This window comes from Candidatus Nitrosocosmicus sp. T, from assembly GCF_054408485.1.
Window position 1 is genome coordinate 2,088,914 of the sequence record NZ_CP166992.1, and the last position, 21,402, is coordinate 2,110,315.

Annotated in this window: 21 protein-coding genes, 1 tRNA gene and 1 pseudogene; 7 read left to right on the top strand and 16 right to left on the bottom strand. The window is 34.6% G+C overall.

Annotation, left to right across the window (positions count from 1 at the left end):
* Window positions 1–127: 127 nt before the first annotated feature.
* Both AB0A59_RS10530 and AB0A59_RS10535 read left to right on the top strand, forming a co-directional pair.
* Entirely contained in the window at window positions 128–1,261 is a 1,134-nt protein-coding gene (locus AB0A59_RS10530) for a Clp1/GlmU family protein (protein ID WP_458743629.1), read from the top strand.
* A 583-nt stretch (window positions 1,262–1,844) separates the two neighbouring features.
* Complete coding sequence (locus AB0A59_RS10535; protein WP_458743631.1) at window positions 1,845–3,074, top strand: tetratricopeptide repeat protein; 1,230 nt, start codon at window positions 1,845–1,847, stop codon at window positions 3,072–3,074.
* Window positions 3,075–3,146: 72 nt separating this feature from the next.
* Here AB0A59_RS10535 and AB0A59_RS10540 read toward each other — a convergent pair whose 3' ends face one another.
* From AB0A59_RS10540 to AB0A59_RS10570, 7 genes are all read right to left on the bottom strand, one after another.
* Entirely contained in the window at window positions 3,147–4,067 is a 921-nt protein-coding gene (locus tag AB0A59_RS10540; RefSeq protein WP_458743633.1) for a protein phosphatase 2C domain-containing protein, read from the bottom strand.
* Between the two features lie 15 nt (window positions 4,068–4,082).
* Complete coding sequence (locus AB0A59_RS10545; protein WP_458743635.1) at window positions 4,083–5,522, bottom strand: protein kinase domain-containing protein; 1,440 nt, start codon at window positions 5,520–5,522, stop codon at window positions 4,083–4,085.
* Window positions 5,523–5,528: 6 nt separating this feature from the next.
* On the bottom strand, window positions 5,529–6,221 hold the full coding sequence (locus tag AB0A59_RS10550; RefSeq protein WP_458743637.1) for a vWA domain-containing protein: 693 nt from the start codon (window positions 6,219–6,221) through the stop codon (window positions 5,529–5,531).
* Between the two features lie 449 nt (window positions 6,222–6,670).
* On the bottom strand, window positions 6,671–7,036 hold the full coding sequence (locus AB0A59_RS10555; protein ID WP_458743639.1) for a hypothetical protein: 366 nt from the start codon (window positions 7,034–7,036) through the stop codon (window positions 6,671–6,673).
* A gap of 537 nt (window positions 7,037–7,573) precedes the next feature.
* On the bottom strand, window positions 7,574–9,238 hold the full coding sequence (gene thsB / locus AB0A59_RS10560) for a thermosome subunit beta (RefSeq protein WP_458743640.1): 1,665 nt from the start codon (window positions 9,236–9,238) through the stop codon (window positions 7,574–7,576).
* 104 nt (window positions 9,239–9,342) lie between these two features.
* A complete protein-coding gene (locus AB0A59_RS10565) occupies window positions 9,343–9,825 on the bottom strand; it encodes a 50S ribosomal protein L11 (RefSeq protein ID WP_458743642.1) in 483 nt (160 codons plus the stop codon).
* 41 nt (window positions 9,826–9,866) lie between these two features.
* The gene (locus AB0A59_RS10570; RefSeq protein ID WP_458743643.1) at window positions 9,867–10,712 is read right to left on the bottom strand and encodes a transcription elongation factor Spt5; all 846 of its coding nucleotides are present in this window, start codon (window positions 10,710–10,712) and stop codon (window positions 9,867–9,869) included.
* Window positions 10,713–10,727: 15 nt separating this feature from the next.
* Between AB0A59_RS10570 and AB0A59_RS10575 the strand changes: the two genes are divergently transcribed.
* Both AB0A59_RS10575 and AB0A59_RS10580 read left to right on the top strand, forming a co-directional pair.
* A complete protein-coding gene (locus tag AB0A59_RS10575; protein WP_458743645.1) occupies window positions 10,728–11,627 on the top strand; it encodes a D-aminoacyl-tRNA deacylase in 900 nt (299 codons plus the stop codon).
* A gap of 187 nt (window positions 11,628–11,814) precedes the next feature.
* The gene (locus tag AB0A59_RS10580) at window positions 11,815–12,258 is read left to right on the top strand and encodes an NUDIX domain-containing protein (RefSeq protein WP_458743647.1); all 444 of its coding nucleotides are present in this window, start codon (window positions 11,815–11,817) and stop codon (window positions 12,256–12,258) included.
* A gap of 64 nt (window positions 12,259–12,322) precedes the next feature.
* Here AB0A59_RS10580 and AB0A59_RS10585 read toward each other — a convergent pair whose 3' ends face one another.
* A complete protein-coding gene (locus AB0A59_RS10585) occupies window positions 12,323–12,769 on the bottom strand; it encodes a 50S ribosomal protein L19e (RefSeq protein WP_458743649.1) in 447 nt (148 codons plus the stop codon).
* A 188-nt stretch (window positions 12,770–12,957) separates the two neighbouring features.
* Window positions 12,958–13,326, bottom strand: a pseudogene (locus AB0A59_RS10590) (50S ribosomal protein L32e); the annotation flags it as partial.
* Window positions 13,327–13,509: 183 nt separating this feature from the next.
* On the opposite strand from AB0A59_RS10590, the gene AB0A59_RS10595 reads away from it, so the two are divergent.
* Window positions 13,510–14,130 (top strand): superoxide dismutase, encoded by a 621-nt coding sequence (locus AB0A59_RS10595; protein WP_458743651.1) that lies wholly within the window; start codon window positions 13,510–13,512, stop codon window positions 14,128–14,130.
* Window positions 14,131–14,161: 31 nt separating this feature from the next.
* Here the strand turns inward: AB0A59_RS10595 and AB0A59_RS10600 are convergent, their stop codons facing one another.
* A complete protein-coding gene (locus tag AB0A59_RS10600) occupies window positions 14,162–14,905 on the bottom strand; it encodes a YkgJ family cysteine cluster protein (protein WP_458743652.1) in 744 nt (247 codons plus the stop codon).
* 79 nt (window positions 14,906–14,984) lie between these two features.
* On the opposite strand from AB0A59_RS10600, the gene AB0A59_RS10605 reads away from it, so the two are divergent.
* Together AB0A59_RS10605 and AB0A59_RS10610 are read left to right on the top strand one after the other, a co-directional pair.
* Window positions 14,985–15,332, top strand: coding sequence for a hypothetical protein (locus AB0A59_RS10605; protein WP_458743654.1), 348 nt, complete (start codon window positions 14,985–14,987; stop codon window positions 15,330–15,332).
* 91 nt (window positions 15,333–15,423) lie between these two features.
* A tRNA-Gln gene (locus tag AB0A59_RS10610) sits at window positions 15,424–15,554 on the top strand.
* 54 nt (window positions 15,555–15,608) lie between these two features.
* Here AB0A59_RS10610 and pckA read toward each other — a convergent pair.
* From pckA to pfdA, 6 genes are all read right to left on the bottom strand, one after another.
* Window positions 15,609–17,171, bottom strand: coding sequence for a phosphoenolpyruvate carboxykinase (ATP) (gene pckA / locus AB0A59_RS10615; RefSeq protein WP_458743656.1), 1,563 nt, complete (start codon window positions 17,169–17,171; stop codon window positions 15,609–15,611).
* A 185-nt stretch (window positions 17,172–17,356) separates the two neighbouring features.
* On the bottom strand, window positions 17,357–18,133 hold the full coding sequence (locus AB0A59_RS10620) for a class I SAM-dependent methyltransferase (protein ID WP_458743658.1): 777 nt from the start codon (window positions 18,131–18,133) through the stop codon (window positions 17,357–17,359).
* A gap of 42 nt (window positions 18,134–18,175) precedes the next feature.
* Entirely contained in the window at window positions 18,176–18,484 is a 309-nt protein-coding gene (locus AB0A59_RS10625; protein ID WP_458743659.1) for a Rieske (2Fe-2S) protein, read from the bottom strand.
* Window positions 18,485–18,530: 46 nt separating this feature from the next.
* Entirely contained in the window at window positions 18,531–19,490 is a 960-nt protein-coding gene (gene argF / locus AB0A59_RS10630) for an ornithine carbamoyltransferase (RefSeq protein ID WP_458743661.1), read from the bottom strand.
* Window positions 19,491–19,533: 43 nt separating this feature from the next.
* Window positions 19,534–20,850 (bottom strand): signal recognition particle-docking protein FtsY, encoded by a 1,317-nt coding sequence (gene ftsY, locus AB0A59_RS10635; protein WP_458743662.1) that lies wholly within the window; start codon window positions 20,848–20,850, stop codon window positions 19,534–19,536.
* 54 nt (window positions 20,851–20,904) lie between these two features.
* Window positions 20,905–21,393 carry a prefoldin subunit alpha gene (pfdA, locus tag AB0A59_RS10640; protein ID WP_458743664.1) on the bottom strand — a complete coding sequence of 163 codons (489 nt, stop codon included), beginning with the start codon at window positions 21,391–21,393 and terminating at the stop codon, window positions 20,905–20,907.
* Window positions 21,394–21,402 lie beyond the last annotated feature (9 nt).

Genomic DNA, 21,402 nt, shown 5'->3' on the forward strand with positions numbered 1-21,402 from the left:
TAATTTCGGATTAATGTAAACCTCTACAGAGTGAAAGTAGTGAGATATAGAATAAAATTACTTAACCAATGTAAAAATAAAAAAATTTATTATAAATAGAATAGAATCCAAATAGAAAAAGAGAACATTGAAAACAGGACTGATAAAGGGTCCAGTACTACTCAAGATAAAAGGAGAATGCAACATATTAGGTGTCAAATTCAGGAATGAAAGTATCAGTTGGGAAAGTAGTAGAATCATCCCCATTGAAAAAAATAACAATTCTACCTTATCCATAATTGATGGCAGGCGTTGGAATCATCATAGATATGACACAATCAGTCATCACAAAAGAATTGGAATCTCAATTTGGAAAGACCTTGTGAGAAACATATTAAAAAATGAAAAGAAGCGAATCATCATAATCGGACCCACAAATTCAGGTAAATCCACTCTTTCACTATATCTGGCAAACGTGTTTCTCAACCAGGGATTAAAGCCATTGCTAATAGATGCAGACATAGGTCAAGGCGATTTGGCTCCACCGACTTGTATGGGAGCTGCAGTCATGAGTTCCCAGGAAATAGATCTGTGGAAAGTAAAAACACATCGTACCAATTTTATTGGGGGCATTCAACCCGTAGGATACGAATCCAAAGTTATTTCGACTATTCGCCAGCAATTAAATCTATCAGTAGAGCATGATTTGTCGATCATAAATACTGACGGATATATAAAAGGGAACGGACGGATATACAAGATCGATTTATTGAAAAAAATTCAACCTGATTGCATAATATATCTTGGAGGCGAAAGTTTGGACCGAAATGTATTGGAAATTTTTAGTCATATTCCGAGAAGCCTGAAAATGAATTTCATATATGGAGAGAAACAAGCAGCTGTGCATAACAGATCCATATTGGAAAGATACACAAAGAGAATGAAAACCTTTACTAAATTTTTGCCCAAAGATAACGAATTAATCGTGAGGATAGATCTTTGTAGAATCGATTTTATATACTTTAGAAACAAATTTTATTCAGAAATAAAATGCTTGAAGGAATACGTGTCCTCAAATGTGTTGAATGAAAAAATTTTATATATTCCCAATAACGAATTTCTGAAAAACCGCTTTGTAGGATTTGGAAATAAAATCGATAGTGGTCAGATAAGTGGATTTGGGTTAATAGCTGATTTTGAGGATGGAGTTCTCAGGGTTAAGGCAAACGTTAAAGAATTTGACACAATCTTCTTAAGTGACACCAAATTAGATTTGATATAAGTGTCAAAAACTCACGTGTTATTAGCAAGACTATAATTAACTCTAATACAACACTCATTATATCATATAGTGAATTATACCATGGTATCACAAAGTAGAACACCTAAGACATGTATTATTTGTAAAAAGGGTCTTACAGTGATCAACACTAAAGTAAACAAGAATCAAAAATATTCTAAATACAGAGAACTGGTATGTAATGACTGTTTTAACATATACTACCCTCAAAAGTGATATACTCATGCATTTGAAAGTCTTTTCTTACGCAAACATATTTACGATTTCCCACCAAAAGAGGATATTGATTAATAACATTATTTAACGTAATTCTTCCAAGAATACTTTCCATACTATTCACTTTACCATTCCATCATTACAATTTACCCTGATTAATTTTTTTAGAATTTGATTTAAATCGATATTAGTAAATTAATAGAACTTTACTTATGTCAAGTCTTGCTTTCGTAAATTCAAAGGGTTTAACAGATTTCATTAAAATCTTAAATGGTGCTAGCAAATTACTTTGCAAACACTGGAATAGTTTTTTACAATCACCTGGGAGATTGAGTTAGAACTGAAGGATGTGTTTGATGGCTATACTTCTGCTGCAGGAACAGGCAGATTGCTAAAAAAGATTGTCACAGATTATTCTGATGTTTTAAGTGACCCCAGCAGATTTGAAGGTTTACTCAAAGATGTATACGGCTCAGAAAACAAGAAGGAAATATTTTTGCTCACAACTGCCCTCAAGGCTAAAATAACTGATATTCGAGGATCCAGAATTTTTGGTAATGATGCTGATAGCAAAATTTACAATATGATCACAAGATTATCATCAGATTGGGGACTAGAAGATAGATCTGCTGCTTGGGTAACTATTGCATGGTCTATTGGATTGGACCTAATGACAGAAGTAGAGTATGGCAATCTAGTTGATGGCACTAGAAAAGGAAGTGCTTCGCTGCTCAGTAATTATTTTTCAGGTATAGATTCGGACATTCAACAAGGGGAAAAATACAAGAATAGTGAGATCTCAAGCTTGGTAATTGTGAATGCAACCAATCAAAAAGAATTATACGAAAACGGTATACTATTACATAACCAGGGAAAATTTGCAGAAGCATTAGAATGTTATGACAAAGCACTGGCAATAGATCCACAGAATTCAAATATCCTATCAAATAAGGGTTTGTCTCTCCATAACCAGGGAAAATTTGCAGAAGCATTAGAATGTTATGACAAAGCACTGGCTATCAATTCTCAAGATGAATTCATAATCAAAAGAAGGGATAATACAAGAGAAATATTGCTTCATTGTAAAGGCAGTATGGAACCAAGTCAAGCTATCTGTCAAGAATCAAATCCGAATAAAGGCGGACAAAAGTCTATAAAATTATACTTTCTAGGGATATCAATAGCTGCAGTGTTTTTGATATCAGGTATTACTGCTTATTTGATTTTCGGAACAGATATTGGCCTTGAAGTAGATCCTCTAAAGAATAACTCTCTGTTGACTAATGAAGTTTCCATTAATAGTATCAGACCAACAAATGAGGAAGTGGTATCTCCTAGAACCATCCCTAATAAGGAATCAATTTCAGAATTCACAAATAGTATAGAGAGAGAATTGAATCTCCAGATAACTAATGAAAACCAGTCTTTTTTGCAAAATGTTAACGATTCCGGGTTGTTCTCAAATAGTGACAATTTGGAGGGTAACAACATGAATTTTGATACTATGAATGGAGTGGATCAAAAGGTAGATAATTTTAAAACAGAGCTCGGCAAGGCCATGAAAAGTAATTTTAGTTGATTAGGAAATGGTTTGTTAAAGAAACAGATCTTTAGTGGTTTCTGAATCCCACGGTAATAGGTGGGTAATAGCCTATATGTGATACATAAAACCAAGTGTTATATCATCTCCACTCCCTTCTATCGAGGTCTGTCTTAATATCTTGTAAAGATTCTGACTCAGGTATGAATAGCCGAATTCCTCCAATATAGATAGGTAATCAAGTCCAATTTTGAGAAAACCAGATATATTATTAAAGGAATTGTAATACCCATCAGTAGACAACAGTATTAATTTCGGTTTTAGGGCGTGAAAGGCAAAAAGTCCAGTTTTGAATTCTAACCAACTATCATCCATGCAAAGCGATTCAGTATGAATAATAGACTCTATGGAAGGTTTGTCATCCAAATCATTATTTCTTGTGGGAAACATATTTCGTATATTTTTGTCATTGTCGACTATCAGTATGTTACCATCACCAAGTTGAAAAAATATGAAATAGTTTTTAGTAATAACGGCGGTTAATAATGTGGATCCATAAGCGATCTTTGGATTATTGATTATTTTTTCCAATATGAGTGGACCTTTGTTTTTCAATATAAGGTCAATCTCATTTTTTGAAAAAGGATGATTCTCAACATGATATTGGACTCGATCCATCCAGTTATGAACCAAGAGACGCGGAATTGAGTATCTAATAATATCCTTTACCTGAGTAACATTATTAATTTCAATGGGTTGATTATGAAAGAGTTCAAACAAAGTTTCTACAGCAGTCTTAACTGCAAATTGTGCCCCAACTTTGCTCCTAAAATGTATATCACTCCCATGTCCGTCAGCGACCGACATGATTATAGTATTAGAGACGTCAGATTGTTTCCATTGTATAGAATCTTGATTTGAATATCCAGTTCGTGAATGCAATGCGCCTTTTAAGCTTTTGCCATTCACTAACCACTTCTTTGAATCTAATGTTTTACATTTATCAATAGATACAGGATTAACTTCAGTCATAACTTCATTATGTCCTTAGTAGAAAACAATACCCTTAGATTTGCCAAAGTCTATTTGAGTACCAGGGACTAAGGAGAAACTCTGATTTAAACAAACTTCAATTACGTCACCATTAATCTTGCTAACTTTCCAAGGATATGTAGAAAGATTCTTGAGTCCCCAAACCCGAGGATCAGTTGGATGTCTAGAGACTTCTGCTACTGCACTTGAGAAATCATATTTGTGATCTGGATCTATGTGATGTAGAAATAATTTGGTATCATGATTTAAAGCAACAAACAATCGATTATCTATTCGAATGTTTAGAACGTGAGTATTCGTAGTTTTGCATTTGGGATTCCAACAAACAGAATGGCTTTGTACCTCTTCAACAGCGCTGTTCCGACCCGGAACTTCAAAATTACAATTAGAGCCTCCAAGTTGTACTGGTATACTTAACTTTTTAAAAACTGAAGAATCAGTGACAAAAAAATTCTCAGATCCACATTGTTTGCAGTAATATAGAGAGTCCCGTAAAGAGAGCAAAGCAATTTGCCATTCAGTTTCTCTGACCCTTCCATGCATAGGATCCTTGATACCATTGGTAAAGGCTCTTACAAAAATCCTTTTAACAAAATCGGGATAAATATTCCAAAATATTATTGCGTTCGTATGAAAAGCTGGATCAGGATAATTAGAATCATCGCTTGGATCGAATATGAAAAGAGGTTTAAATCCGTATAGTTTAGACATGGAAGGCAAGTCAAGACTTTTGATGGAACTTTCGAGTTTACCTTCTAGCGGATGGTTTAGAAACAAAATATAAAACAGTATTATTGCTAAAGAGTATAAATCGGTTTGTGTATTTGGTAACGCTTTTCCAATTATTATTTCTGGGGCCATGAATTTAGGCGTACCTATTACGTTACCCTTATCTTCACCATTTATCACTATATTATCTGTATCTCCTATGCGTATTTCGCCATTTTCTGGATCGAAATAAATATTATTTAAGGATAAATCTTGATAGCAAAGGCCTTTTGAATGCAATAGATGAAAACTTTGTACCAATTCAAAACAGGCGGTCAGCAACACCTTAAATGAAGGATCAATTTTCCTCGACAGCCACAAACTAAAGCTTTTAAATCTGGAATCTTTCATGGACATTATATATCCGAATCCCTCTTTTTTTGGAGTTTTAACAAGAGCCAATGGCCAAAGAAACCTATTACTTGGAGACTCTTTTTGAATTAGAGATTCGAGTATATTATATTGCTCATTAGTTGCCATGGAAGGAAAATACCACTTTAGAACAAGGGAGGAATTATCTGAGCTGATTAAGGAATATACCTTGCCTTGAGTACCTGAACCCAATTCTTTTTCAACATTGCAAACAATATTTAAGCCGTTTATATGGACGGACTCACCGACTTGAAACTCGTATGTTGTGCTCATTTGCTTGGTCTTTGAAATCAAAATTAATTACCACACATCAGCTGCTCCAGATATCGTTGTAGGAGGTGTAGGTATATCGACATTCGAAATGAAGCTGTCATAGTATTTTTGTTGGCTTTTAGGTCTAGCAGAAGCTGACTGCACAACTGTTGATACCCATCTTATATATTTTGTAAGTGATTCGGGGTTCCGAGCCAACAGCGGTTGTCTTTCACTATCTCCGATAAATCTTTGAAGAATATCCATGTTTGCATCCTCACCTATTGCGATAGATACACGAATTGCTTTTTGACCCCATGGCTCTGACATTAATTTTTCTAAACCATCTCTAAAATTATCAGTGGGTTGTCCATCAGAGAGCAAGACCAAAACTGGTGGTAACCCTCTTTCGGTCATTGGAGGTATACGCAAAATTTCAGAAAGCAAAAGGAATGCTTGTCCTAAATCAGTTTCACCTTTTGCTTCAATATCAGTCCATTTAAATTCATTTACCCTTGTAGGTGGAATAATCCAATGTGCACCTGTGGAAAATTTTAATGCACTTATTAGCAAATTCGCTTGAATATTATTTTCAGATTCTCTTTGCATATGAGGAATCGCCTCTTTGATAGCATAATTCAAGGCTTGGATCTTTCCATCATCCCTCATAGATCCTGAGCTATCTACAATCCATATAAAATGTAATTCTCTTTTCGATATTTCACCGCCTGGAAGAGTCATAAAAATCAAAAAAAATAGATGGATAATATTTATAACAATTTCACCTAAAAGTATCTTAGGTTTCTTATGATGAATTATTTTTGAAAATTGCTGTGTTTCCAATTATTAAAAAAATTATAGATGAATAGTTCACAACAAACTTAAGTTAATGCAAAAAAGACTTTTGGTTTGCATAAACCGTATAAATAGGTAAATGTTGAAGTATTAGCACATATTTTAATTTTGAAATTATACGAGTATAATTATCAGTAGATTCAAAACGCGCATAGAATTGACATCAATATTTCAAGATATAAAAAAAAACTGATTTAACGTTATGGATAAAGCAATACTCCCGAAACAAAACTAATCCAAATATGACATGATCGCATCTTACTATCATACTTGCAAATAATAGTTTAACTAAAATGCATTTTGAAATATTTGAGTATATTTATTTATGATTGCCATTATTGTTCAGACTTATCTTTGTAGGCATAACTCACACTATTTTTAAAATTATTTATGGATTCGATGCCCTCCTTTCCTATCACGATCATTTTGTTAACAGTCTTACTGGTTAAGTTTACCATTGTTGGCAATTCATTCACAACATTCTTCGCCAAATCAATGACTTGTTTGAATGATGTTTGAGAATCTTTTCTGTTGTCACGAGAACTCCTCTCGATGGAATCCTTTATGGCTCTTGTGACGCCGCTCTCTGTTTCATCTAAACTTCTGCTATTTGATACCGGGATATCTTTTGCATCCATAGTCTTACTAATCCCATCAGTCTTATTCTCATCCCTATTGATGTCGGAAATATCTTGAACCATTATCTTAAATATGGAATAAAATATTTAACCTGTTTCAAACTTAGCTAAATAATAAAGCTTTATAAAAAACATTATTAAAAGTGAGTAGGGTAGCCCATTAGTACCAACATGAACAAAAGGCCCCATTTCAAATCCTCCTAAATCCACCACGTAGACGTAACAGCACGGCTGCGATGCCTTAGGGTTGCTCCCTCCCGGACCTCACCCATTTCAACAATCCACAGTCAATTTTACACCTTCATGTAAGTTGCTGCTCATAGCCATCCGATACGGCATGATTTCATCCTAGTCGAATGAGCGGGTATCCTCCCATTCACGAATTTACCTAACAGTTACTGATCCCGACATAAAGCCGATTTTCGGTAAGGGGCACGGCTAGCACCCCGATCCTACCTACCCCGTTAACTAATACTTCCAATTCAAATATAATTTTATTGGATGACGAAATTCTAAATTAAAAATAATATTTTTTTGGATAAAATCCAAGTATGAAAAACAGCAAATGTACCTTGAGAAAAATAAGGAATGTGTATCCTTCTACATCATGCCGTCCATGCCTGGAGGCATTCCACCCATTCCGCCTGGAGGCATTCCTCCACCTCCACCAGCCGATTTACTGGATGCAATTACATCATCTATTCTTAATAGCATGGATGCTACTTCAGTAGCCGATTTGATAATCTGTTCTTTTACTGCTAACGGTTCGAATATTTCAAGTTTAGCCATGTCTGCAATTCGCGAATTACGTGCATCAATTCCAGCCCACTTTGATCCCTTGTTTTGTTTAGATCGCAATTCAGCTAAAGTATCAATTTGGTTCATCCCTGCATTTTCGGCAAGGGTTAGGGGGATAATTTCCAATGCTTCAGCAAATTTTTCAGCTGCCAATTGTTCTCTACCAGTCAATGTATTAGTCCATTCTCTTAATTTACCGGAAACATATGCTTCTGGTGATCCTCCGCCAGCTACTATCAATGGTTTTTCCAAAACATCTTTAGTCACCATAAGTGCATCATGTACAGAACGGTCTGCCTCATCCACCACTCTTTGGGATCCACCGCGTATTAAGATGGTTACAGCCTTCGGATTCTTGCATCCTTCTATGAACACCCATTTGTCAGTTTCAACTTTTCTTTCTTCTACGAGGTCAGCAGCTCCTAAATCTTTACTGGTCAAGTCATCTAAATTATTGATAACTCTTGCACCAGTGGCCCGTGATAATTTTGTCATGTCACTTTCCTTCACACGTCTAACCGTCAGAACATTGGCTTTTGCAAGATAATGTTGTGCAATGTCATCTAATCCTTTTTGACATATTACTACGTTAGCACCAGACCCAGTTATTTTTTCAACCATGTTCTTCAACATGGTGTTTTCCTCATCAAGGAACCTTTTCATTTGTTCGGGTGATGTAATATTTAATTTTGCGTCGAATTCAGTCTTTTCTATTTCCAGGGCAGAATTGATTAATGCTATCTTAGCTTTTTCTACCCTTTTGGGCATTCCTCCATGAACTACCTCCTTATCCAAAACTATTCCTTTTATTAATTTTGTATCTTTAATAGAACCACCAGATTTCTTTTCAACTTTGATATCATCCAAATCGACCTTAGTAGATCCATTTCGAGATTCAGATACTTGTTGAGCAGCTGTCACTACAATATTTGCCAGGTCATCCGATTCCTTTGAAACTAATTTAGTTTGCATTGAGGTCTTGGCTATTTTTATTAATTGCTCTTTCTCGTTATTTGTTACTTTGATAGCGATATTGTTTAAAAGTTCTATTGATTTGACAGCGCATTTTCTATACCCATCTACAATTACCGTTGGATGAACATTTTTTGTTATCAACTCCTCTGCTTTTTCAATTAAAGAACCGGCTAAAACCACTACGGAAGTAGTGCCGTCTCCCACCTCATTATCCGTTGCCTTGCTTATTTCCACCATCATTTTGGCAGCAGGATGTTGAACATCAATTTCTTTCAAAATAGTTGCACCATCATTAGTAATAGTGACATCACCTAACGAATCTACAAGCATTTTATCCATGCCTCTAGGACCTAAACTGGTTCTTACTATTTCTGCGACTGTTTTTGCTGCGTTTATGTTATTTTTCTGAGCTTCTCTTCCTTTTGTCTCACTTGCGCCTTCTTTTAATATTAAAACGGGCATTCCGCCTGCTGATCCTGTTTGAATTGACATATTTCCATCATTCACCTTAAAATTATAGTTTACACTGCAGTCGTTGGTATATTTTAAACTTACTTAAACAAAATTAATTTATTTGATCAAAATATAAAAAAAAGTTAGGATAGCAAAGAATCGTATTTGCCAGTCGATATATCTTGATATATCTCATTTGCTACCTTATCATCTACTTTGATACCCAAGCTCAGACAGGTGCCAATGATTTCTTTTGAAGACGATTTTATAGTTTGTGCATAAGAAACATCTAGTTTCATTTTTGATATTTTGACAATACCTTCCATTGAAATATTCCCTACAAAATTGGTACCAGCAGTTCCAGATCCTTTGGTAACTCCAGACTCCTTGAAAATAAGGGCAGCAGTAGGAGGTATGCCAACCTCAACTGTGAATTGTTTGGTCTCAGTGTCGACTTCCACCTTGACTGGAACTTTCATTCCCGGAAAATCTTTGGTTTTTTCGTTTATAGTATTAACAACCTGTAAAATGTTGATTCCAAGTGGTCCGAGAGCAGGTCCCAAAGGTGGCCCCGCGCTAGCTTCGCCCCCGCTTACTAATGCATTAACGGTTTTTTTTTCACTCATAAGATATTACAACCAGACTAATGTAAAAACCACTTATAATTCTATAAAGACTTTTTTAGATAATTGGCGTCAACGGTTACAGGGATTTGATATGGAGAATCAAGTAAAACTACTGTGGCTTCTTGCTTTTCGTAATCAACTCTCATTATTTTGGCCTTCATGGATTTGAATGGACCAGCAATAATCTCCACTGTGTCATCAATTATCAATTCGGTAACTACTGGTTTCTTAATCAGATAACCCTCAAGATCCTTAAAAGGAAGTTCACCTCTTATTTGTCCCCTTATATGTCGTATTCCATGCAAAGCCTCGTATGCGATATTTGAGTCTACTGCTTCAACGATTACATAACCCTTAAAATTTTCTAAAAATAAAACCGAGTAGATACCCTCTATTTTCTTTGAATGTAATCTACTCTGCAGCATAGATGCTATCATACTTTCTTGACCACCAGCAACCCTAACAACAAAAAATTTTGAATCACTCTCGTCGTCGTTTGACAATAGTCCAGAATCTCCAGTTTGACTGTCAGGATCTTTTGATTTCTTATCTTGGGCATTTTTAGATTCGTTAGCACTTAGGTCATTATCTTTTGCCCTCTTTGTATTATCTTTATTAACTAACCTGGTGTTGCTTGATTTTTTTTCATTCTTACCCCCATCAAGATCATTGACAGGGTCAATTTTTTCAGATTCTTCATTATCATTATTATACTTATTATCATTCAAGTCTATCAAATCCAAATCATCATCGTCTTTGTGAAGGTTTTTTGGCATACTTATAGAATCATTAAACGTATTTGTTTTGGAATTTATAAGTTTATAACATTTGCTTCCAATATCAATTCTAATACTTATATCATAGAAATAAGAAATAAATCTAAACAAGATCTCTTGTTCTTCTTGTTAAACAAGTTTACAATCATAACATCATCTAAAGATATTGCCAGTCTTACAATGCTAAACTGTTTGGAAAATGAGATAGAATTAGAGTTAGAGGACATTGATTATCTCAATGATTATTCTAAACTTGAAACTGATAAAAATCAAGATGTTAGAAGTTGTAATCCTAAAATTAAATTTTTCAGGTCCAAAAAATATTACGATTTGAATTTATTTGTAACAGATGAAGAATTAATTCACTTAAGAAACATTGACAAATTTGAATTTTCAAATAGTATACTAATCTTCTTATCCAAGCATGCATCAAAGAGTAAAATACCTGCATTGACATCCCACTTTACAGGAAATTTTTCAATGGATAATTCGCTAGGTGGGGCACCATCTGAGATAGGGATTGCATACCCTAGTTTTCAAAAAGAGTACATGAAAAATTTATACTCGATGAAAAATAGCCTGCATAATTATGATCTGACCATTGAAGCCTCGCACCACGGGCCAACATCATCTGTAAATCCAATTTTGTTTATAGAAATAGGATCTTCTGAAGAAGAATGGAATAACAAGAAAACAGCTAAGATGGTTTGTGAGTGTTTAATACAGACGATTGAAAATGTTAGTAAAAATGCAAATATTGAAGAATCGGAAATCTCAATAGGGCTGGGGGGAAATCATTATCCCCAAAAATTTAACAAATTAATCCTAACTTCGAACGTCGCATTCGCAGCCATTGCTAGTAAGCATAATTTGAGATTCATTAGTAATGAAATGTTAGAACAGATGAGAAGAAAAAGTATTGAAAAGGTAACTAGTATTTATATCGACAAGAAAGGAATGAGTAGTGAAAAGGAACGAATATTATCCCTCCTAAGAACGCAAGAATTAGAAATAAAGTACATCTGATTTGATAGTATTGTATTTTTTGTTTTTGGCTCAAAGAATAGAGAAAGAATCAGTTAAGTCAAAAATAAATCACTAGATAGCCAAAAAGATGTAACTCGGAAAGAGATTAAAAAATATGGTTCCAATCACACAACCAATGTCCTAAACTTGATAAACTTATACGGCAAATAATAAATCAAGAATTAAAATGAAGAGGGACGTGAGTTTCAGTGGCTCTAGTCATAACAACCCTTCGATGGTTGCAACGTCGGTTTTAAAAAATAACAAGGAAGTTTTGATTTTACGCAGAAGTATGAAAGTTAGAACCATGCAAGAAAAGTGGGCGGGAGTGAGTGGATATCTTGAAAAAAATGAAGATATACTCTCCAGAGCATTGACAGAAATCTATGAGGAAACACAAATAAATAAAGATGATTTAACTTTAAGAAAAATATTCAACCAACTACATGTTCAAATTCACGAGGAGTTAATGATAGTCATCCAACCATTCTGTTTTGTTTCGAAAACAAGAAAAGTAATATTAGATTGGGAACATTCAGACTATTACTGGATCAATTATAATGAAATAGACAATTTTGATTTCGTTCCCAGATTTAAGGAAATTATCCTCCGATGTCTTCAAGATTTGTAGTAAACAAGAATTATAAAAAAGCTAGTATCACTTGTAAAATAAAATAGTGATAATGAAATACTATTTAATGTGTTTTTGTTATCTTGACCAGTTCCCTGAGATGAGACAAGGAACGCACCTGAGCACCATTTACTTTTTTATACAGCGTCCAAAATTGTTCATTAGTAATATCCTTTCGCTCTTTTAATATCTTTAGATGCCTTCTCATCGATCGTACCTTGATAACATAAACTTCCTTTTTACCAACGCGAGCTGTTTTTTTACCTTTTTTGGATCCAGGACCAGTTCCATGTTTTTTCTTAGTTTCGAGTTTTGTCCTTGTTCGACCCCTAGAAGTGCCTTTAACTTTTGCAGTCCATATGGACCCACTACTTATCAAAGATCTTATATTCTCACGAGTAATAGAATCGGCTACGTCATCTAATTTGTCAGGTTCAAATCTTACCCTATTAACTCCAACTCCAAGAATTCGGGATGCTAGTTCTCTTTTTTTATGTATATTTACTACCACTTATATCACTACTTTTGATCTTTCTTCACGGTTGAGGTTTTCGATGAATCTTTCTTCACGGTTGAGGTTTTCGATGAATCTTTCTTCACGGTTGAGGTTTTCGATGAATCTTTCTTCACGGTTGAGGTTTTCGATGAATCTTTCTTCACGGTTGAGGTTTTCGATGAATCGGATTCAGCTTTTTTTCCGTTTAATAGTTTGACGCCCATTGACTCTGCTTTTGAAATAATCTCTAGTCTTTTCTTGTTTCCAACAGTATGTGCTATGCGTGCTGCATCCTTAGTATTATCCAGCAACATCAGATCTTTAACATTATGAACCAAATTGTCTACATAACCAGAAGGGTGTAATCCCCGCGATATTCGAGGACCACGGTAACCAATCTTTACCAATGCCGGCACTCCTGAGACTTGCTTTCTCATCTTATTGTCAACGCCCTTGGGTTTTCTCCAGTTAACAGCTAATCTTTTGTATCTCCAGCTTTCTTGTCTCTTAAATTTGGGACGATGCTCTGAAATCTTTTTACGTTGTTCAAGGAGATCATTATTGATTACCATAATATCGTTTTATTCTACTTAGAATAAATAAATATGTTTCCGATTGATGCTAAATAATATCAGAGAGAGAGATAGAGATTGTATTAAATAGTCACTTTAAACCCTGTTGGTCAGGGTTCCGCACCAAAACAACGGATGAAATAAAAGGAAAAGGATAAAAGGTTTCGTATACACAATTGTTTAATGAATAAATACGAATTACCTCCTCTTCCATACAACTATGATGCATTAGAACCACATATAGACGCAAAAACTATGGAAATCCATTATACAAAACATCATCAAACATATACCAATAATCTTAACGCAGCTCTTGAGAAATGTCCTCAAGATGTTCAGAATAAGGATATAACAGAAATACTCAATGACATAGGGAATGTACCCAACGATTTAAGACCAGCAATAAACTTTAATGGCGGTGGATTTGACAATCATCGAATTTTTTGGACCAATTTATCTCCAAACGGAGGAGGGGAACCACAAGGATCCATTGCTGAGGCAATAAATAATTCATTTGGAAGTTTTGCAGCTTTTAAGGAAAAGTTTACTACAAGTACGGTAGGTATTCAAGGAAGTGGATGGGGATGGTTAGTATTTGACCCAAAGAACAACAAAGTAGATTATAAATCCATGCCTAATCAAACGAGTCCCAGGACAGAGAATCTGATACCACTGCTGGGATGTGATGTTTGGGAACATGCTTATTACCTTAAATATCAGAATAAAAGACCCGACTATGTGAATGCTTGGTGGAATCTGATAAATTGGGAAGATGTTAACAATAAGTATGCCAAATCAAAATAACCTATTTTTTGTTTTGAAAAATATTTTTGTATTAGCTGATAACGTCGATTTTTCCAAACCCTTCTCTAATTGTAGTGTTAACATTCATTGTATAATTATATATTATTTCGGAATATTTAACTAGAGTAGGCATGATATCTTCCAAATTCCTGCTCAAGTAGAAGCCCGGACAATCACCTGTAAGTTGAAATGATGCATGTACAGAAACTAGATTCTTTTCATTTTGACTCCACGAAAAAAAAGGATATAACCAACATACGCCGGGTTTATTCGGATGTAACTGACATCCCCCGCCTTCGTTTAGAAATCTGCACTTGATGGGATGACCATTGTCAGTTTCATTTTCTAATTGTTTTCTCTTCAAATTTAACATGGTTAAAGTAGTTATTAACTCAGAATTGGATTCTGAAGTTGAATCATTTTCCCATGTTGCTACATAAGTTTCATTACGCAAAAACGATGACTGTGTTTGATACCCCATTTGTTTTGAAATCTTGAATATGTCTTTAGATGTTAATGGTAATCTTCCTTGCTTATCGCAGCAGTTATGACAATCGGGCCATAAACAATCCCACAGTAAAAAAAGGGATAATTCAGATAAAAAAGGAAGATGATAAGTAACCTGGTTTATCTTGATTGTGTAATCTTGGATATCTGAACGTTTTCTCAGATGTACATCTCTAACAATTGAATCTATTCTCCATTTTTTTGAGAGCTCATCTAATGCGGATGAGACATCATTAACTTTTTCCTCGCCCCCATGAGATAACGCCATGTATGTAGAATTATAAAACCGGGTGTTTAAATGTGACTATGATATCAAATTCAATTATAAAGATCAAAACTTTGAGAAAATGACATTAGAGAATTACAAACAAAAGGAAAGAAGAAAGGGAAAACACGCATCCTCTACTGAAAATCGCCGGTTGGTATGGGAATACGTCATCTGGCCACTGGTATTGGAAGTGAACAGAAACTATTTTACATTACAAGAATATCACATCAAGAGAGATTGTGTTTGTGAAAATAAAGAGATTTTGCCGTCCAAGATTGCAGGAGGGTTTGTTTCATTATTGGTTAAAGGTATTCTAGTGCGTGAAAAGAATATTTATTCAATTCATTATAAATTGATCCCATATATGAGAAAAAAAGTCCATCTTGATTATGGAACGGTAATTAGAGAGATAAATACTAAAAAATAGACAATATATTTTTCTTTAGCTTACAAGTGATTCATTAGATAAGAGATAAAATAAAATAATGGAAACAGATATCTTAAAATGTAGCTCGTGAAGCCCGGTGGAACCATAGAAAAAAAATGGTGCCGAATCTAGCGGTCAAACTCCAAAAGGACTAAGGATTTCAGGCTCTGAATCTTATAGAAAAGAAACCTGGAGACAGCAGTTCGAATCTGCTCCGGGCTACCTTTTAAATTGAAGGTAGAAAAATCCGTTGGATTAATTATAAAGTAAATGATTCTAGTCTAAATGAGGACCAGCCTTCATAATTTCTTCAGAGATAGGTTCAAATTTCTTGAAATTATTTATAAATAATCTAGCCAGTCTTTTAGCAGAAAAATCATATTGATTCTTGTCATGCCAAGTATTTCGAGGGTTTAATATCGAAGTAGGAACGTCATGGCATGACGTAGGATAATCGAGATTAAACGTTTTATGAGTCTCATATTGAATGTCATCCAATATTCCCTTCAGTGCTGCAGAAACCATCTTCCTGGTATATTTCAATTCTATTCGTTTACCTATTCCATAAGGACCGCCAGACCAGCCAGTATTGATTAAATAAACTTTTGAATCATATTTTGTTATCTTCTCCCCAAGTAATTTTGCATATTTCGCAGCTTTTAATGGCATGAAAGGAGCTCCAAAACATTGAGAAAATGTTTCTTTTGGTTCAGTAATCCCTCGTTCGGTCCCTGCCAGTTTGCTTGTATATCCTGACATGAAATGATACATGGCGCCCTCTTTTGATAATTTAGAGATAGGAGGCAGGACCCCAAAGGCATCTGCCGTAAGAAAAATTATGACGGACGGATGACTGCAGATACTTGGTATAACTGACCCAGGAATGAAATTCAAAGGATATACCACACGCGTATTTTCTGTCAAACTACCATCTGAAAAATCAGGTTCCCTAGAAAAAGGATCAATAACAACATTCTCCATTACGGAACCAAATTTGATTGCATTCCATATTTGTGGTTCTTTATCTTTGTTTAGATTGATACATTTAGCGTAACAACCGCCTTCAAAATTAAATATACCATTATCAGACCAGCCGTGCTCATCATCTCCCACTAACAGTCGGTTTTCATCGGCTGAAAGAGTTGTTTTACCTGTTCCAGATAAACCAAAAAATAGAGCGGACTTATTATCTTTACCTACATTTGCAGAACAATGCATAGGAAATACACCCTTTATAGGCAAAAGAAAATTCATGACTGAAAACATCGATTTCTTTATTTCACCAGCATAAGACGTTGACCCCATCAGGATCAAATTTCGCTTGAAACTGATGATTATGAAAGTTTCAGACTTTGTCCCTTCTAACTCTGGAATAGATGCAAAATCATTAACTGACAATAAAGTAAAATCAGGTTTAAAATGAGACAATTCCTCTTTTGATGCATTTATGAAAATTTGAGTTGCAAACAAACTATGCCATGCTCTGTCTGTAATGACTCGTATCGACAGTCTAGAAGAGATATCAGCTCCAACATATCCATCGAAGGTATAGAGCTTCTCGCCTAAATTATTATCATGGATATATTCTGTCATACGAACGAGTATTTTTTCAAAGTTCTCCTCAGAAATAGGATGATTAACCTTACCCCAATCGACCGAGTTAGCAGTGATATCATCCTTGACAATAAATTTATCCTCCGGCGAACGACCAGTAAATTTTCCGGTCTTTACCGATAACGATCCGGTAGATGATAGTTTACCCTCATCATTTAGAATAGCTGATTCAACTAATAGGGGAACTGTTAAGTTTCTTCGCCCCTCATTAATTGTAAAGTCCATCTTATAATTCTGCTTCATAATACCAATAGTTATAATCTTTGGGGTAAATTGTTATTAAAGATATGGACAATAAATTATAAAAAATTTTTCTAACAAAAAATTTTAATAATTTATTTTATTACATTACAGAAAAAAATTAAAAAAATTAACATCAATCAAATCTAACTAGTTTTTTAAAGTTCGAATCATAAATTCACTGTATTTTGATAAAAATCAGTTAGATCTATATTAAAAAAATATTTCAATATTTCTACATAACTCTTTACTGGTGGGGGAATTTCATTTTCGCATGCTATTCCTAAATCTCTTGCATTAAACCATATTATTAAACTTTGTAAGATATTCAGGAACCGATGATGGCGTAAGTCGACTGTTTCAAAAGATTTGATGTACCTGTCGGCCAAATTCCAAGCGGCTGTAAAGTCTATACAATCTGTTTTATAGATTGCTTTTAGTTGATCTTTAATATCAACTCCAATTTTGAATGGTTTTTCGCATATTAATATGGGGAAATCAATCTTGTCTGGTAAATAAAGAGCTGGCGGAGACCATACAGAAATAATTCTAGAACCACTATCTAACTCGGATTCAAATTTTTTGGATAACGACTTGCTTATTTTTTCGTCTGTAAACCAAGAAAAAATTACGGTCGCTTCCGATAGCGAACAACTAGTAACGTTTTCATTAATGGCATATGCATTTTTGATGATTTTGGTTTTCGACTTGATTTCATCAATAATTGTAGCGTTAATATCAATTCCCACAGCCTTCTTAACTTTGAATTCTTCTAGGGCAATCCGTAAAGTTGAAGGATTGTTACCAATTCCAAGATGATAAAAAATATCGTCTTTATTTAGATCCGAAAAGGAGAACATTTTTCTAATGAAATCATCAGGAATAACAACACTGTCGCCGGTTAATATTGAATTAGGCAGTGTTGAAATAAATTCATTAATTTTCACAAATATTTACCTTGTTTTGTGACGCTCATCCTAGTGCTAATATTATATTTCGACAAATACATTATCACCCTCTATTACCACATTGTATGACTGCTGGTTTTTTAGTTTTTGGGGAAACCAGATAAGTTCTCCTGTCTGAACATTCCATTTAGCACCATGCCACGGACACACAAGTTCATTACCCTCTAGAACCCCCTCGTGTAATTCAGCTCCTGCGTGGGTGCATATATTATTAATTGCATAGTATTCACCTTTAACATTGGCTATTACGATTTCTTTACCACCGGCAGTAATATTTTTTAATTTTCCATCCGGTATATTTGCGGCCTTATCCACCAAAAACTTTGTCATATAATCATTTCAAAATTTAGAATATTTTAAAGTATTTGATATTTCATTATTTATCAAAGGGTCTATTCTGATCGGATGAACCTTCCAAGACTTTGATCATTAATGATTTTTGTACATGTAATCGATTTTCGGCCTCACTCCAAATGGCAGAATGAGGGCCATCAATTATCTGAGATGTAACCTCTTTCCCCCTCTTTGCCGGCAAACAGTGCATGAAGATGAAATCTTTTTTTGCATATTTGATCAAGTCATCATTAACCTGATATTTAGGAAAAAATATCTTTTCACGGCTATCAAGTTCATTTTCTTTTCCAATTGAAAGGTGAGTATCAGTTACTATTACATCCGCATCAATAACCGCTTCAGTAGGATCCGATGTTATCAATAAAGTTGATTCATTGTCTTTAGAAGATGTTCTTGCAATGTCAATCACCCAATCCGTCGGTTCAAATCCTATAGGAGTTGAAACTCGAATATTCATTCCTAATTTAGAGCAGCCTAGTAGTAAATCATTACAAATATTGTTGCCATCTCCAATAAACGCTAAATTGACTCCTTTTAATTTTTTTTTATATTCGAGAATAGTGAGTAAATCCGCCAGAATTTGACAGGGATGAAATAAATCTGACAGGCCATTTATAACTGGAATAGTAGAATATTGTGATAATTTTTCAATATCTTTATGATCATAAACTCTAGCCATCATCATATCAACATATAGCGAAACGGTCCTAGCTGTATCTTCTAGTGATTCACCACGAGATAATTGTAAATCATTAAAAGACAGGTTTATAGCATGCCCACCTAATTGAAGCATCGCTGTTTCAAAACTTATTCTCGTTCTTGTAGAGGGCTTTTGAAAAATCATCCCCAAGATTTTTCCATTTAAGTATTTTGGATTAGAACCTTCTATTTTGAGCTGGTTTTTCAGAGTTGATGCGTGATCCAGTAGGGCTAAAATTTGGTCAGACCGCAAATCTTGAAGGCTTAAGATATCTTCTTTCAATATAAGTTTTGAAAAAAATCTTTAATTTAATGCTTTCAAATAGCTATTTCTTTTTCTTCAACCATCCGAATCGGCTTTTTTTCTCACCCTGTTCCTTCTTTTCTTCTCCTTGTTCTTCTCTAGTTGTTGAAATTTTTTCAATCCCCCTTATTGGATTTTTGTTAGAAGATGATTCTTGTTGTTCAATAAGAGTATTAGAAGAGGAAGAAGAATCTATTTTCAAATCATCATTCATCGATTCTTTATCAAAATCTGGTAACGCTTCAGGACGATTTTGGGCCAAAAGTATTTCTGAATTCTGATCAAAAACTTGGCTCTTTTCGTCTATAACATCATCCGTTAATGGATTAATTGTGCCTTTACCTACATTAGCCTCTTCTATTTCAGGGACACCGTGATTCTCTATGGGCAATGATGTTTGAGCACCCCGATGAGAATCAAGTATGGACTCATTATTGAAAATAGTTTCAACAAATCTTTCTCTGTTGAACTTGATGATATCGTCGTATCCTTGACCAACACCAAGATAAATAATCGGTTTAGAGGTAATATAGGATATTGATATTGCTGATCCGCCTTTTGCATCGGCATCGGTCTTGGTCAGTATTGCACCGTCAAATTCTGTATATGAAAAGAACTCTCTAGCTTGGTTAATTGTATCATTACCCGATAACGAATCACCAACAAATAGTTTAACATCAGGTTTGATCACCTTTACAATTTTTCCAATTTCATCCATTAGATTCTTTGCAGTTTGCATCCTGCCTGCAGTATCAATTAAGACAACATCGATGTAGTGTTTGCTAGCATACTCTAGTGCATCTCTGGAAACAGCTGACGGGTCGGCACCATATCTTTGAGATATCACTTTTATAGATAGTTTTTCAGCGTGTAAGGAAATTTGCTCTATTGCTCCGGCCCTGTGAGTATCAGCTGCAGCAATCACTATTGAAAATCCAGACTTTTTCAGCAAATTAGCTACCTTAGCTACAGTAGTTGTCTTTCCTGTTCCATTTATTCCTAAAAATACAATCTTAAATGGTCCACCTTTGTTTTGCTTCTTTGCATTGATAGCAGAAATCAGATCAACTGATCCTGCCTTGGCTAGAATTTTTGAAAAATTATCCTTTAGTGTAGATGCGATAACTTGCTCAGTAGTTTCATTCTTTTGTAATTTCATACCCACTAAATTATCTTTTATTTGCTTGGATAAATCATCTATAACTTCTTGAGAGACGTCACTTTCCAAAAGGGCAATATTTAGATCAAAAAGACTTTCATCCAAATCTTTTTCAGACAGTTCCCTTTGGCTAATGTTTTTCGCGGCATTAGAGAATGCTCGCTTTAATTTATCAAACATATAGGCATCCCAATTAGTAACCTAATTCTTTAAAATGATAGATTTTGTCTGCCTCTAATGTGTATGCGGATGGGAATGCGAGTGGGTTGAGTCATCCTGCCTCCGCATCTGTCCAACATAAGAATTTACAGTATTCTGTATTTCCATCATGCGATGTGAAATCTGTTGTTTTTGAGTTGACAATTGCTTTGTCGCTAATTCAAATTCCTTTATGCGTTGTTCTATAAAATTGACAGCATCATCCTTCTTCTTTTCAACTACTACTCCAGCGCCGATATTTACTAAAACTTTTTCAATTGGATAAATAAGACTTTTTACATAAACACCTATTCCTAGAGGAACTAATGATAATGTTTCGGATTCTGAGGTCAAAGTTCTTAATGCTTCAAAGGAGTTATGAGACTCTTCATATAATCGATGTAATACCGACTCCTTTGCTACTATATCATTATAATAGGCTTCAAGTAATTTCGATTCCTGTACTAGATCATTTACAGTTTGTTCCATATTAACACCTCTTCTATCACCGCCATCCATGGTCATAATATGTTG